Origin of the sequence: Sphingomonas sp. BK036 (assembly GCF_004216825.1) — a bacterium.
Lineage (GTDB): Bacteria > Pseudomonadota > Alphaproteobacteria > Sphingomonadales > Sphingomonadaceae > Sphingomonas.
Genome location: NZ_SGXR01000003.1, coordinates 664,929 through 678,076 on the forward strand (window position 1 = coordinate 664,929; position 13,148 = coordinate 678,076).

The 13,148-nt window shown below is 68.1% G+C and carries 13 protein-coding genes; 9 read left to right on the forward strand and 4 right to left on the reverse strand.

From position 1 onward, the window contains the following. Positions 1–132: 132 nt before the first annotated feature. Entirely contained in the window at positions 133–603 is a 471-nt protein-coding gene (mscL, locus tag EV283_RS03225; protein WP_056411685.1) for a large conductance mechanosensitive channel protein MscL, read from the reverse strand. Positions 604–708: 105 nt separating this feature from the next. On the opposite strand from mscL, the gene EV283_RS03230 reads away from it, so the two are divergent. Genes EV283_RS03230 through EV283_RS03245 form a run of 4 tightly spaced genes read left to right on the forward strand, consistent with a single transcriptional unit; the run spans position 709 to position 3,367 of the window. Continuing rightward, positions 709–1,305: a LemA family protein gene (locus EV283_RS03230; protein WP_056411687.1), complete on the forward strand. Its 597-nt coding sequence runs from the start codon at positions 709–711 to the stop codon at positions 1,303–1,305. Between the two features lie 16 nt (positions 1,306–1,321). Continuing rightward, complete coding sequence (locus EV283_RS03235; RefSeq protein WP_130322604.1) at positions 1,322–2,194, forward strand: TPM domain-containing protein; 873 nt, start codon at positions 1,322–1,324, stop codon at positions 2,192–2,194. A gap of 1 nt (position 2,195) precedes the next feature. Beyond that, entirely contained in the window at positions 2,196–2,867 is a 672-nt protein-coding gene (locus tag EV283_RS03240; protein ID WP_130322606.1) for a hypothetical protein, read from the forward strand. Then, the gene (locus EV283_RS03245; RefSeq protein WP_130322608.1) at positions 2,864–3,367 is read left to right on the forward strand and encodes an NUDIX hydrolase; all 504 of its coding nucleotides are present in this window, start codon (positions 2,864–2,866) and stop codon (positions 3,365–3,367) included. The genes EV283_RS03240 and EV283_RS03245 overlap by 4 nt, the downstream gene beginning before the upstream one ends. A gap of 130 nt (positions 3,368–3,497) precedes the next feature. Here the strand turns inward: EV283_RS03245 and EV283_RS03250 are convergent, their stop codons facing one another. Further along, on the reverse strand, positions 3,498–3,779 hold the full coding sequence (locus EV283_RS03250) for an ETC complex I subunit (RefSeq protein WP_055881180.1): 282 nt from the start codon (positions 3,777–3,779) through the stop codon (positions 3,498–3,500). A 10-nt stretch (positions 3,780–3,789) separates the two neighbouring features. After that, entirely contained in the window at positions 3,790–6,312 is a 2,523-nt protein-coding gene (gene hrpB / locus EV283_RS03255; RefSeq protein WP_130322610.1) for an ATP-dependent helicase HrpB, read from the reverse strand. A gap of 121 nt (positions 6,313–6,433) precedes the next feature. Between hrpB and EV283_RS03260 the strand changes: the two genes are divergently transcribed. From EV283_RS03260 to EV283_RS03270, 3 genes are all read left to right on the forward strand, one after another. Beyond that, positions 6,434–8,950, forward strand: coding sequence for a transglycosylase domain-containing protein (locus EV283_RS03260; protein ID WP_130322612.1), 2,517 nt, complete (start codon positions 6,434–6,436; stop codon positions 8,948–8,950). A 113-nt stretch (positions 8,951–9,063) separates the two neighbouring features. Further along, entirely contained in the window at positions 9,064–10,191 is a 1,128-nt protein-coding gene (gene prfB / locus EV283_RS03265) for a peptide chain release factor 2 (RefSeq protein ID WP_130322614.1), read from the forward strand. A gap of 23 nt (positions 10,192–10,214) precedes the next feature. After that, a complete protein-coding gene (locus EV283_RS03270) occupies positions 10,215–10,910 on the forward strand; it encodes a class I SAM-dependent methyltransferase (RefSeq protein ID WP_130322616.1) in 696 nt (231 codons plus the stop codon). A gap of 356 nt (positions 10,911–11,266) precedes the next feature. On the opposite strand, the gene EV283_RS03280 is transcribed toward EV283_RS03270, so the two are convergent. Beyond that, the gene (locus tag EV283_RS03280) at positions 11,267–11,644 is read right to left on the reverse strand and encodes a JAB domain-containing protein (protein ID WP_242615762.1); all 378 of its coding nucleotides are present in this window, start codon (positions 11,642–11,644) and stop codon (positions 11,267–11,269) included. Positions 11,645–11,744: 100 nt separating this feature from the next. Between EV283_RS03280 and EV283_RS03285 the strand changes: the two genes are divergently transcribed. Beyond that, positions 11,745–12,539 carry a thymidylate synthase gene (locus tag EV283_RS03285; RefSeq protein ID WP_130322622.1) on the forward strand — a complete coding sequence of 265 codons (795 nt, stop codon included), beginning with the start codon at positions 11,745–11,747 and terminating at the stop codon, positions 12,537–12,539. A 75-nt stretch (positions 12,540–12,614) separates the two neighbouring features. Next, on the forward strand, positions 12,615–13,133 hold the full coding sequence (locus EV283_RS03290) for a hemerythrin domain-containing protein (protein ID WP_031395906.1): 519 nt from the start codon (positions 12,615–12,617) through the stop codon (positions 13,131–13,133). The last annotated feature ends 15 nt before the right edge of the window (positions 13,134–13,148 follow it).

The following is a 13,148-nucleotide window of genomic DNA, read 5'->3' on the forward strand; positions in this document are numbered from 1 at the left end:
CCCGCGGGGAGAAGGTAGCGCGGCTGCGCCGGATGAGGGGGTGTTGGGATCCCGCCCCGAGCCTCAGGCCCCTCCCCCTTCCGTTGCCTGACGGCTCCCTCCCCCTCCCCGCAGGGGAGAGGGACAAGGCGGTCACCCCCGCGCCTTCAGCTCGTCGCGGATCTCGCGCAGCAACGCGATCTCGACCGGCTCGGGTGCCGGCGCGACCGGGGTAGCCTCTTCCTCGCGCTTCAGCCGCGCGGTCTCGCGCTCGATGAGCGCCGCGGTGCGGTTCACCACGCGCAGGATCATGAAGATGATGCCGGCGACGATCACGAAATTGACAAGCTGCGTCGCGAACGCGCCATAGCCGAGCAGCGGCACGCCCGCTTTCTTGAGCGCCGCATAGTCGCTGAGCGAGCCCGCATAATTTGCCGGCACCGGCCCCATCCGCCAGAAATAGCTCGAGAAATCGAGCCCGCCGAAGATCTTGCCGATTACCGGCATCAGCACGTCGTCGGTCAGCGACGTGACGATCTTGCCGAATGCCGCGCCGATGATCACCGCGATGGCGAGATCGAGCACGTTGCCGCGCATGATGAACGCCTTGAATTCCTTGAGCATCCCCGCCCCCTTCTTAAATCCCGCATAAAGTTAACCGCCGATTTCGGTTTCGCCAACCCTGCCGACTGTCCTATGAGGGCGACACAGCTATTCTGGAGACCCCCGATGTCACGTGCCCCAATCGCCCGCGGCGCCGCCGCGATCCTCCTCGCATCCGCGCTCGCGGGCTGCGGGATCAACAGCATCCCGACCGCCGAGGAAAATGTGAAGGCGCGCTGGGCCGACGTGCAGAACGACTATCAGCGTCGGGCCGACCTGATCCCCAACCTCGTCGCCACGGTGAAGGCGGCGGGCGCGCAGGAGAAGGATATCCTCGTCCAGGTGACTCAGGCGCGGGCCGCGGCGAACTCGGTCCAGGTGTCGGCGGACGATCTCTCCGACCCCGCCAAGATGGCACAATATCAGCGCGTCCAGGGCGCGGTCGGAGTCTCGTTGCAGCGCTTGCAGGAGGCGTATCCCGAGCTGAAGAGCCAGGGCAACTACACCACGCTGATGAGCCAGCTCGAAGGCACCGAGAACCGCATCACGATCGCGCGCCGCGACTATAACGGCGCGGTGCAGGCGTATAACACCAAGATCCGCACCTTCCCCGACGCGGTCGGCGCGAAGATCTTCTACGGTGCCAAGCCGATGGTGCCGTTCGCGGCGACCACGCCGGGTGCCGAGACCGCCCCGACGGTGAACTTCGGCAACGCGAGCTGATGATGGGGTCTGCGCGATGATCCGCTACCTTGCCACGCTGGCCTGCGCGGTGCTGCTGGGAAGCGGCACCGTTACGGGGACCGCCACCGCGCAGACCTTGCCCAAGTTCACCGGCTTCGTCGTCGATGCGGCCAATGTCATTCCGCCCGACCAGGAAGCGGCGCTGACCAAGCGGCTCGACGACCTGAAGAAATCGTCGGGCAACCAGCTCGTCGTCGCGACCGTGCCCGATCTCGAAGGCTATCCGATCGAGGATTACGGCAATCGCCTGATCCGGGGCTGGGGTGTCGGGTTGAAGGACGCGAACAACGGCGCGATCCTGCTGGTGGCGCCGAACGACCGCAAGGTGCGGATCGAGGTCGGCTACGGGCTCGAACCCGTACTGACCGACGCGTTCTCGAGCGTCGTCATCAACCAGCAGATCCTGCCGCGGTTCAAGGCAGGCGATATTCCCGGCGGCATCGTCGCGGGCACCAACGCGGTCGCGGACCAGCTCGCGCTTCCCGATGCCGAGGCGCGAGCGAAGGTGACGGCGGCGGCGGCCGAGTATGACAAGACGCATCGCCGGTCGGGTTCGGGCGGCGGCGGCGTGCCGATCGGGCTGATCTTCTTCGGGATCGTGCTCGCGGCGATCGTCATCCCGATGCTGTCGCGGCGCGCCGGCGGCAGGCGCTATACCGATGGCGGCAGCGGTGGCGGCAGCGGTGCCCTGCCGATCGTGTTGTGGAGCATCGCCGACGCGATGACGCGTGGCGGCGGTGGTGGTGGCGGCGGCTGGAGTGGCGGCGGCGGTGGCGGCGATAGTGGCGGCGGCGGCTGGGGTGGCGGTGGTTTCGGCGGTGGCGGCGGTGGATCCGGCGGCGGCGGCGGCGCATCGGGGAGTTGGTGACATGCGGCTGAGCGAAACCGATCACGACCGCGTCACCGCGGCAGTGACGCAGGCGGAGACCGCGACGACCGGCGAAATCGTCACGATCGTCGCGCGGCAGTCCGACTCCTACCATGACGTATCGATGCACTGGGCGGTGCTCGGCATGCTGCTGACGCTGGCGCTGCTAGCGTTCCGGCCGGTTGCGGCGGATCATATCTATGCGCGGCTGGTCGATCCCTGGGCGCAATCCGCCCCGCAGGGCGCGCTCTATGCGATTGCGCTGGTGCTGGTGACGCTGGTGTTCCTTGGCGTGCGGCTCGTCCTGGCGGCGACTTCCGTGCGCGTCGCGCTGACCCCGGGGGCGACCAAGGCGCGTCGCGTCCGGCGGCGCGCGCTGCTGCTGTTCCGCGCGGGCGCCGAGAAGCGGACCAAGGGCGCGACCGGCGTGCTGCTGTATCTGTCGCTTGCCGAGCACCGTGCCGAGATCATCGCCGACGATGCGATCCACTCGTGCGTGCCGAACGAAACCTGGGGCGCGGCAATGGCGGCGGTGCTGGCCGGCGTCCGCGACGATCGCCCCGCCGACGGCATGGCCGATGCGGTCGCACAGATCGGCCGCGTGCTCGCCGAGCATTTCCCGCGTACCGGTGCGCCGGTCAACGAACTTCCCGACAGGCTGATCGAACTATGAGCAAGACCGTATGGGCGGGCAAGTTCCTGACCGTCCAGACCGAGGGCACGTGGGAATTCGCCGCGCGTCAGGGCCAGATCGCCGCGGCGGTGATCGTCGCGATCGATGATGGCGACGTGATCCTGGTCGAACAGTTCCGCGTGCCCTTGGGCCGCGCCTGCCTCGAACTGCCCGCGGGGCTGGTCGGCGACGAGACCGCGGGCGAGAGCGTCGCGGTGGCGGCCGGGCGCGAGCTTGAGGAAGAGACGGGCTACCGCGCCGACTCGATCGAGGATCTGGGCGTGTTCTACTCGTCGCCCGGGATGACCTCGGAATGCTTCACGCTGGTGCGTGCGACCGGGCTGACCAGGATCGGCGACGGCGGCGGCGACAGCGACGAGAACATCACCGTGCACCGCGTGCCCCTAGCCGAGGTGCCCGCGTTCGTCGCGGCGAAGCGCAAGGCCGGCATCGCGATCGACACCAAGATGCTGCTGATCCTGGCGGGGTCCATACTCTAGCCCAGCCCTAGGCCGTCATCCTGGGCTCGACCCAGGATCCAGAGCCACAAGCGTCCGTGCCCGTAACTCTGGATCCCAGCCTTCGCTGGGATGACGGTAAGACAGCAGCCGCGAGGCGAACGCGCCCCGCTTACTTGAAGTTGTCGGCGTAGCTCTGCAGCTTCAGCGTCTTCTGCGGCGCGGGCACGACGGTGTATCCGAACCCTTCGCGCTCGCAGTGCGCGATCGCCGCTTCCGCGGTCGGGAACAGCAACCGCAGCTGATCGCGCGTGTCGCCGCTGCCGGCCCAGCCGGTCAGCGGGTCGGGGCGCTTGGCCTCCGAGGGTTCGAATTCGAGCTGCCAGGCGTCGGTCCGGTGCTTGCCGGACTGCATGGCGTTCTTGGGGCGCTGGAAGATACGGGCGGTAGGCATGGATGCTCCCTTATCGCGAACCGGCGGCCCTTGCATCCGCCTTTTTCGTTCGCAGCGTGGCGGACGCCGCGGCGGGGTCGTCGGGCCAGGGATGCTTGGGATAGCGCCCGCGCATTTCCTTGGCCACCGCGGTCCAGCTCCCCGCCCAGAACCCAGGCAGGTCGCGCGTCGTCTGGATCGGCCGGCCAGCCGGCGACGTCAGGCTCAGCACCAATGGCACGCGAGCCTCGCCGATCACCGGATGCACGCCGAGCCCGAACAGTGCCTGCACCCGGAGTTCGACGCGCGGGCCGCCCTCCGCCGCATAGTCGATCGCGTGCGTGCTGCCGGCGGGGCTGGTGAAATCAGGTGGGGCGAGGCGGTTGATCGTCTGCACCGCGTCCCAGCCGAGCAGATTGCGCAACGCCTCGGCCAGCGCACCGGGCGCGATCGCATCCAGCCGGCGCTTGCCCGTCAGCAGCGGGGCGAGCCATTCGTCCACGCGGTCGAGCAGCGTCGCGTCGTCGAGCGGCACGCCGGCATAGGCGGCACGGTCGCGCAAAGCCTGCGCGCCGTCGCTCCACGCCAGCAGGCCGAGGCCATGCTCGCGGACGCCGGCCAGCAGCGCAGCGAGGATCGAGTCCGGATCCGCGCCGCTATCGGGGCCGCTCGACAACCGAATCGCGCCGAGCCTTCGTTCGCGCAACGCCTGGATGCCGCCGGTCGTGGCATCGAACACCACCGTGCGGCGCGATTCGATCCGGTCCGCGAACAACGCTTCGACCGTGGTCTGGTCGATCGCCACCGCCGACAGGATCCGCGCACCCGCCGCGGAGCCTTGCGTATCGGCCACCGCGAGCCATTCCGACCGCGCCAGCGGCGAGGTCGGGTCGAGCCGAAATCCCCGCCCGCCGACCGAAGCCCAGGTCTCCCCGGACGCATCGCGCCGCCGCGCGACGCGATCGGGAAAACCAAGCGCGACGCAAACTTCTGCTCCCCTCCCGCCTGCGGGAGGGGTCGGGGGAGGGACTGACCCAGCAACGCCGCGCCCCCGGTGTATGTCACGCCCTCCCCCAACCCCTCCCGCAAGCGGGAGGGGAGCAAGTTTCGCCCATCTCTCGGCCATCCCCCGCGCCGCCTGCGCCTTCGGCCCGCGTTCGGTCTTCCACCGCCGAAGACGCGTTTCAAGATCGACGTCCTGCCCGCCGATCCCGCGCTCGCCCAGCAGCACCGCAACCTGCGCCGCGACCGGCGCGAGGCCGCGCTCCCCCGCCCGCAGCAGCATGTGCGCCAGTCGCGGCGGCATCGGCAACTTCGCGATCGCGCGGCCATGCTGCGTCGGGCGGCCGTCCTCGATCGCCTCCAGCGTCGTCAACCGCGCCATCGCCTCGTCGATCGCAGCAGCCGGGGGCGGATCGATCCAGCGCAGCTCCCGCGGATCGCCGACGCCCCACAGCGTGCAGGCAAGCACCAGCGCCGAGAGATCGGCCTCCAGGATTTCGGGCGGGTCGTAGCGCGGCAGGCCTGCGGTCGCCGCCTCTTCCCAAAGACGATACGTGATGCCCGGCCCCAGGCGGGCCGCGCGGCCGGCCCGCTGCGTCACCGCGGCCTGACTCGCGCGTTCGGTCACCAGCCGGGTCATCCCCGCGGCGCGATCGTAGCGCGGGCGCCGGGCGAGGCCTGAATCGACGACGATGCGGATGCCGTCTAGCGTCAGGCTGGTCTCGGCGATGCTGGTGGCGAGCACGACCTTGCGGCGGCCATCGGGTTCGGGAAGGATCGCGGCACGCTGTGCCACGGGGTCGAGGCTGCCGTGAAGCTCATGCAGGACGATGTCGTCGGGAAGATTGGCGAGCCGGTCGGCGGTGCGCTCGATCTCCGCGACGCCGGGAAGAAAGGCGAGCACGCCGCCCTCCACTTCGCCGAGCGCGCGACGGATCGCCGAGGCGACCGAATCCTCGATCCGCAACTCGGCCTGGCGGCCGATATGGCGCAGCGTCAGCGGGTAGCTGCGGCCTTCGCTCTCGATCACGGGTGCGCCGTCCATCAACGCGGCAAATCGCGCGCCGTCGAGCGTGGCCGACATCGCGACGATGCGGAGGTCGGGGCGGAACCCAGCCTGCACGTCGAGCGCGAGCGCCAGCCCGAAATCGCCGTCGAGGCTGCGCTCGTGGACCTCGTCGAACAGCACGGCGGAGATGCCCGCGAGTTCGGGGTCGGCCTGGATGCGCGCGACGAAGATGCCCTCCGTGATCACCGTGACCCGGGTCGCGGCGGAACGCTTGCTGTCCATGCGGGTCGCGTAGCCGAAGGTCTGGCCGACGGGTTCGCCCGCGGTCGACGCCATCCGTTCGGCGGCGGCGCGTGCCGCAAGGCGGCGGGGCGAAAGTAGAAGGATCTCGCCGCTGCACCACGGCTCCGCAAGCATGGCGGGCGCGACCGCCGTCGTCTTGCCGGCGCCCGGGGGCGCGACCAGAACCGCCGAGGACCGCGCGCGCAACGCGGCGAGAAGATCGGGCAGTACGGCAAATATCGGCAGAGCGGGCGGAGTCATCGGCGCCTGCTGCCACAAGCATGGTCGCGGCGACAGGCCTTGTGGCGCATCCCTGCCCCACCCCTGCGCCACCGAAGGCTGGCAAGCGCTCGCGAACCTGCTAGATGCGACGCCAATATTTATGGCGTCCGACCCCTCCCCCAATCCGACGACGGCGACCCGCCGCACCACCGACAGGTTGCGGGGCGGGTTGTCGCGCGCCTGGGCAAGCCGCTGGACCAAGGTCGCGCTCGCGCTGGTCGTGCTCGGTTTCGTTGCGATCTTCGCCTTCTGGTTCGCGGTCATCCGCGACCTGCCCTCGGTCGACACGCTGCGCACCTACGAGCCCCCGCTGCCGACCAACGTCCGCGGCATCGATGGCGCGCCGATCCACAGCTACGCGCGCGAACGCCGCGTCGAGCTGAGCTATGCCGAATATCCGCCGCTGCTGGTCAAGGCGTTCCTCGCCGCCGAGGACAAGTCCTTCTTCGAACATCACGGCGTCGATTATCCCGGCCTCGCCGGCGCGGTGTATGATTACGCGACCAAGCTCGGCAGCGGGAAGCGTGCCAAGGGTGGCTCGACGATCACGCAGCAGGTCGCGAAGAACCTGTTGATCGGCAACGCCTATTCGCCGTCGCGCAAACTGCGCGAGGCGGTGCTGGCGTACAAGATCGAGGATACGCTGACCAAGCAGCAGATCCTCGAGCTCTACCTCAACCAGATCGCGCTCGGTCGCAACGCGTTCGGCGTCGAGGCGGCGAGCCATGCCTATTTCGACAAGGAACTCGACCAGCTCGATCTCGCGCAGATGGCGTATCTCGCGATCCTGCCCAAGGGTCCGTCAAACTATGATCCGGTGCGCAATGCCGAGCGCGCGATGATCCGCCGCAACTACGTGCTGAACCGGATGCTCGACAACGGCTTCATCACGCGCGCGCAGCATGACCAGGCGAATGCCGAGCCGCTCGGCGCGGTGATGCGGCGGACACCCAAGTTCGAGAGCGTCGGCGGCTATTTCGTCGAGGAAGTCCGCCGCCAGCTGATGGCCAAGTTCGGCGAGAGCGCGAAGGACGGCCCGTACAGCGTCTATTCGGGCGGTCTGTGGGTGCGTACCTCGTTCGATACGCGGTTGCAGGACCTGGCGCAGCAGGCGTTGCGCGATGGCCTGGTACGGTTCGACAGCGGCCGCGGCTGGAACGGGCCGATCCGCCATGTCGAGATCGAGGACGACAACTGGCTCCAGCCGTTGCTCAACAGCAATATCGCGCTCGATTACCGCGACTGGGTCGCGGCGATCGTGACCGGCAAGGACGGCAATGCCTGGAGCCTCGGCTTCCGCACGGGCAAGACCGGCACGCTGCCGCGCTATGCCGCGCAGATGGCAGTCCGCGGCAAGGGCGGCAACGCGTTCGGCGCGATCAAGACCGGTGACATCATCGCGGTGGCGCCCGACGGCGGCGAATTCTCGCTACGGGCAATCCCCAAGGTATCGGGTGCGTTCGTCGTCGAGGAGCCGGCCTCGGGCCGCGTCCTCGCGATGCAGGGCGGGTTCGACGACCGGTTGCAGGCGTTCAACCGCGCGACTCAGGCGATGCGCCAGCCGGGATCGACGATCAAGCCGATCGTATATTCCGCCGCGCTCGACAACGGCATGACGCCCGCGTCGATCATCGTCGACGGGCCGTTCTGCGTCTATCAGGGCGCGCGGCTCGGGCAGAAATGCTTCCGCAACTTCGGCAATTCGCGCGGCGCAGGGCCGCACACGATGCGCTGGGGAATCGAACAGTCGCGCAACCTGATGACCGTGCGCACCGCCGCGCAGACCGGCATGCCCAAGGTCGTCGCCACCATCAAGAAGATGGGCGTCGGCGATTACGCGCCGTATCTCTCCTACGCGCTGGGCGCCGGCGAGACGACGGTCGGGCGGATGGTCAACGCGTATTCGATCCTCGCGAACAACGGCAAGGGCGGGCCGCCGTCGCTGATCGATTTCGTCCAGGATCGTCACGGCAAGGTGATCTGGCCCGAGAACTGGCGCGCCTGCGATCGCTGCAACGCGCCCGACTGGGATGGCAAGCCGATGCCGCGGCCGATCACGCGCCAGCGCCAAGTGCTCGACGCGATGACCGCCTATCAGATGGTCCACATCACCGAGGGTGTCGTCCAGCGCGGCACCGCGGTGACACTCCGCGATCTCGATCGGCCGATGTTCGGCAAGACGGGCACCAACAACGGCCCGACCGATGTGTGGTTCGTGGGCGGCACGCCGCAGTTCGTTGGCGGTCTGTATATCGGGTTCGACACGCCGAAGAACCTCGGCGGGGCCGCGCAGGGCGGCACGCTCGCCGCACCGATCTTCAAGCAGTTCGCAGTGAAGGCGTATGAGGATCTGCCCAAGCTGCCGTTCCGTGCGCCCGCGGGGATCCGCATGGTCCGGATCGATCGCGCGAGCGGACGTCCGGTCTACGGCACATGGCCCAACACCGACGATCCAAAGCCCGCGGTGATCTGGGAAGCGTTCAAGCCCGAAAGCGAACCGCGCCGCGCCGCTCGCCGTGCAGGCCCCGCCCCGGCGGCCGCCGCGACGGTCGCGGTGAAGAAGGCCGAAGCCCCGCGCGACAGCGATTTCTTGCAAAGAGAAGGCGGAATCTACTAGCGCAGTTCCTACATCGTCATCCCAGCGCACGCTGGGATCTCCGTCCGCACCCGCGCGCTGGCGGACGGAGATCCCGGCATCCTCCGGGATGACGGACATTTTGGAGAATACCCATGCGCGCCGAAGCGCAGGCTCACGTAGACACCATCAAAGACGCGCTGGCCTTGCTGCGCCGCTTCCTCGACTGGGACCGCGCGCTGCGTCGTCTCGACGAGCTGAACGCGCGCGTCGAGGACCAGGCGCTCTGGTCCGATCCCAAGGCCGCGCAGGAGGTGATGCGCGAGCGTCGTCGTCTCGACGAGGCGATCGGCGCGACGCGCGTGATCGAGAGCGAGCTGGCGGACACGTCCGAGCTGATCGAGATGGCCGAGGCCGAGGGCGACACCGCGATGGAGGCCGACGGCGTCGCCGCGCTCGCCGAACTCGCCGCGCGCGCCGACAAGGACAAGATCAAGGCGCTGCTCGCGGGCGAGGCCGATGGCAACGACACCTATATCGAGGTCAATGCCGGCGCCGGCGGCACCGAGAGCCAGGACTGGGCCGGGATGCTCAGCCGGATGTATTCGCGCTGGGGCGAGCGCCACGGCCTGAAGGTCGAGCTGATCGACCAGCATTCGGGCGAGCAGGCAGGTATCAAGTCCGCCACGCTGCTGCTAAAAGGCGAGAACGCATACGGCTATGCCAAGACCGAGAGCGGCGTCCACCGCCTCGTCCGGATCAGCCCGTACGACTCGGCCGCGCGTCGCCACACCTCGTTCGCCAGCGTCTGGGTCTATCCGGTCGTCGACGACAATATCGAGGTCGAATACAACGAAAGCGACCTGCGCATCGACACGTACCGCGCGAGCGGAGCGGGCGGTCAGCACATCAACACGACCGATTCGGCGGTGCGTATCACGCACGTGCCCACCGGCATCGTCGTCCAGTGCCAGAACCAGCGATCGCAGCACAAGAACAAGGCCGAGGCGTACAACCAGCTCCGCGCGCGTCTGTACGAGCGCGAACTGGCGATCCGCGAAGCTGCCGCCAATGCCGAGAATGCGGGCAAGACCGATATCGGCTGGGGCCACCAGATCCGCTCCTACGTGCTCCAGCCGTATCAGATGGTGAAGGACCTGCGCACCGGTGTCGTCTCGACCAGTCCGTCGGACGTGCTCGACGGCGACCTCGAAGCGTTCATGGCGGCGGCGCTGTCGCAGCGCGTGACCGGCGAGGCTGTCGAGGTGGAGGACGTCGATTGAGGCTTAGGGGTGCCCTTGCCCTGATGCTGTCGCCGGTTTTCCTGCTCGCGGCCTGCGATGGCAGCAAGCCGCTGATCAAGCGCGAGCAGAAGGAACCCGCCTTCCCCGCCGCCGACCGCCCGGTCGCGTCGATCGTCTCGGCGCGCTGGTCGAATGAGGAAGCGCGCGATCGCCTGAACGAAGCCGGCGAGGTCATGAACAAGGGCGAGATCCGCAAGGGCATGACCGTTGCCGACATCGGCGCGGGCGAGGGCTATTACACGATCCGCATGGCCGCGCGCGTCGGCAAGGACGGTCGCGTGCTGGCCGAGGACATCGTCGCGAGCGTCCGCGACCAGCTGGCGGAACGTGTCGCGCGCGAGGATCTGGCGAACGTCAGCGTCAAGCTCGGCGAGGCGAACGACCCGAAACTGCCCGAGGCGAGCTTCGACCGTGTGCTGATGGTGCACATGTACCACGAGATCGAGCAGCCCTATGAATTCCTCTGGCGGCTGCGCCCGTCGCTCAAGCCCGACGGGCTGGTCATCGTGGTCGATGCTGATCGCCAGACGCAGAACCACGGCACGCCGCCGGCGCTGTTGAAGTGCGAGTTCGCCGCGGTCGGCTACACGCAGGTCGCGATGGAGGACATGCCGTCCGCCGGCGGCTATCTCGCCGCATTCAAGGCAACCGGCCCGCGCCCCGCGCCGGAGGCGATCCGGGCGTGCCGGCTGGGGTGAGTTTCGGCTTTGGCTTCGGTCCGAGGCGCTAACCCAGCCACCCGCGCCACCCCGGCGAAGGCCGGGGCCTAGTTGGAAAGGTCGCATTGACGGCATCCGGCGGGTCGTTGGCACCGTCACTCGCACGCTGGCGCGCTCTTGTTATCCTGGCGCCATCATCCCCCTTTCCGTCATCCTGACGCCGTCTTCCCACCCCCTTTCCGTCATCCTGACGAAAGTCAGGATCCAGGGTCACGAACGGCGCGACTTATGGCTCTGGATCCTGACTTTCGTCAGGATGACGGTGGGCGGGGCGCGATGTCGCAGTTCCAACGCCCAAGCTCCAACGTCTCATGACGGCGTCTGCGTCCTACCCATCAAACCACCCCCATCGCGCGCAGGCTCGTGACGCGCTCCCCCGCGATCACCAGATGATCCACCAGCACCACCTCCAGCGTCCGCAACGCCGCCGCCAGCGCACGCGTGAAGGCGAGATCGCGGTCGCTCGGGGTCGCATCGCCGCTCGGATGGTTGTGCGCCATCACCACGCCCCGCGCATCGAATGCCAGCGCGTCGGCCGCGACTCGCCGGATCGACACCACGACATGATCCCGCCCACCGACGACATGCCGCATCCCGAGAAGCCTCCGATTCGGATCAAGATACGCGATCGCCACCGTCTCGCGCGCCGCATCGCGCAGCCCCGCGAACAGCAGGCACGCCGCCGACAGGTCGACGATATGCGGGGAAGGCACGGACGACGGCAACACACGCACGACTGCCGCGCGCCACCTCTAACTGCACGCGCAACTGCATCCGCTTGAGCCGCCGCCCCCGCGCCGCTACGCATCCCCGATGCGCCAATACCTAGACCTCATGGACCGCGTGCTCTCGACCGGCGTCGAGACGATGGACCGCACCGGCACCGGCACGCTGAGCGTGTTCGGCGCGCAGATGCGGTTCGATCTCGCGGCAGGCTTTCCCGTCCTCACCACCAAGAAGCTCCACCTCCGCTCGATCATCGTCGAGCTTTTATGGTTCCTGCGCGGCGACACCAATGTCCGCTGGTTGCAGGAGCGGAAAGTCGCAATCTGGGACGAATGGGCGGACGAGGCCGGCGATCTCGGCCCGGTCTATGGCAAGCAGTGGCGCGACTGGGCGACCGCCGACGGCCGCCACATCGACCAGATCGCCGAGCTGATCGATCAGATAAAAACTAACCCCGCCTCGCGCCGCCAGATCGTCAGCGCGTGGAACCCCGGCGACCTGCACGCGATGGCGCTCGCGCCGTGCCACTGCCTGTTCCAGACGCATGTCGCGAACGGCAAGCTGTCGCTCCAGCTCTACCAGCGCTCGGGCGACATCTTCCTCGGCGTGCCGTTCAACATCGCCAGCTACGCGCTGCTCACGCATATCCTCGCGCAGCAATGCGGGCTCGAGGTCGGCGAGTTCATCTGGACCGGCGGCGATTGCCATCTCTATTCGAACCACCTCGAACAGGCGCGGCTGCAACTGGGCCGCGACCCTGGCCCGCTCCCGCGGCTCGAGATCGTCCGAAAGCCGGACTCGATCGACGCGTACGAGTATGAGGATTTCGTGCTCCACGACTATGTCGCGCAGTCGCACATCAAGGCGCCCGTCGCGGTCTGAACAGAGAGCGAATCGCAATAGGAACTGGGTGCCGTCCGCACGGTTGACCGTCCGAACCTATTCGGAAGGCCTATCATGGACATCACCCAGCTCATCCTCGACGAACACGCGCAGCAGCGTGCGCTGTTCGCGCAGATCGATTCGATCGACGCCAAGGACACCGAGGCGCTGTCGGCGCTGTGGACCCGCCTCAAGAATTTGCTCGACGCGCATGCCGAGGCCGAGGAGCGCTTCTTCTACCCGCGCCTCATGAAGATCGGCACCGGCGGCAACGACGCCGACTCGGCCGCCGAGGAGACCGAGGACGCGATCGAGGATCACAACGACATCCGCGAAACTGGCGAAGCGGTCGACAAGCACCCGGTCGGCTCGGACGCGTGGTTCGAGGCGGTCGGCGAGTGCAACAAGGCGAACAGCGATCACCTCGCCGAGGAAGAGCGCCAGGGCCTGACCGACTTCCGCAAGCATGCGACGTTGGAGGAGCGCCACGAACTCGGCGTCCGGTTCGCGGCGTTCGAGGCGAACCACCTGAACGGGGTGAAGGTCGTCGAGAAGGATCCCGAGGCGTATGTGAAGGAACACGCGCCGAACTGATCCACCCGCTACTTA

Bases quoted from the DNA above. Each gene is read 5' to 3' on its own strand.
- EV283_RS03270 (WP_130322616.1), top strand. From the start codon at position 10,215: ATGCTGTCGCCGGTTTTCCTGCTCGCGGCCTGCGATGGCAGCAAGCCG.
- hrpB (WP_130322610.1), bottom strand. From the start codon at position 6,312: ATGACTCCGCCCGCTCTGCCGATATTTGCCGTACTGCCCGATCTTCTC.
- prfB (WP_130322614.1), top strand. From the start codon at position 9,064: ATGCGCGCCGAAGCGCAGGCTCACGTAGACACCATCAAAGACGCGCTG.
- EV283_RS03260 (WP_130322612.1), top strand. From the start codon at position 6,434: ATGGCGTCCGACCCCTCCCCCAATCCGACGACGGCGACCCGCCGCACC.
- EV283_RS03230 (WP_056411687.1), top strand. From the start codon at position 709: ATGTCACGTGCCCCAATCGCCCGCGGCGCCGCCGCGATCCTCCTCGCA.
- EV283_RS03250 (WP_055881180.1), bottom strand. From the start codon at position 3,779: ATGCCTACCGCCCGTATCTTCCAGCGCCCCAAGAACGCCATGCAGTCC.
- EV283_RS03235 (WP_130322604.1), top strand. From the start codon at position 1,322: ATGATCCGCTACCTTGCCACGCTGGCCTGCGCGGTGCTGCTGGGAAGC.
- EV283_RS03285 (WP_130322622.1), top strand. From the start codon at position 11,745: ATGCGCCAATACCTAGACCTCATGGACCGCGTGCTCTCGACCGGCGTC.
- mscL (WP_056411685.1), bottom strand. From the start codon at position 603: ATGCTCAAGGAATTCAAGGCGTTCATCATGCGCGGCAACGTGCTCGAT.
- EV283_RS03240 (WP_130322606.1), top strand. From the start codon at position 2,196: ATGCGGCTGAGCGAAACCGATCACGACCGCGTCACCGCGGCAGTGACG.
- EV283_RS03290 (WP_031395906.1), top strand. From the start codon at position 12,615: ATGGACATCACCCAGCTCATCCTCGACGAACACGCGCAGCAGCGTGCG.
- EV283_RS03245 (WP_130322608.1), top strand. From the start codon at position 2,864: ATGAGCAAGACCGTATGGGCGGGCAAGTTCCTGACCGTCCAGACCGAG.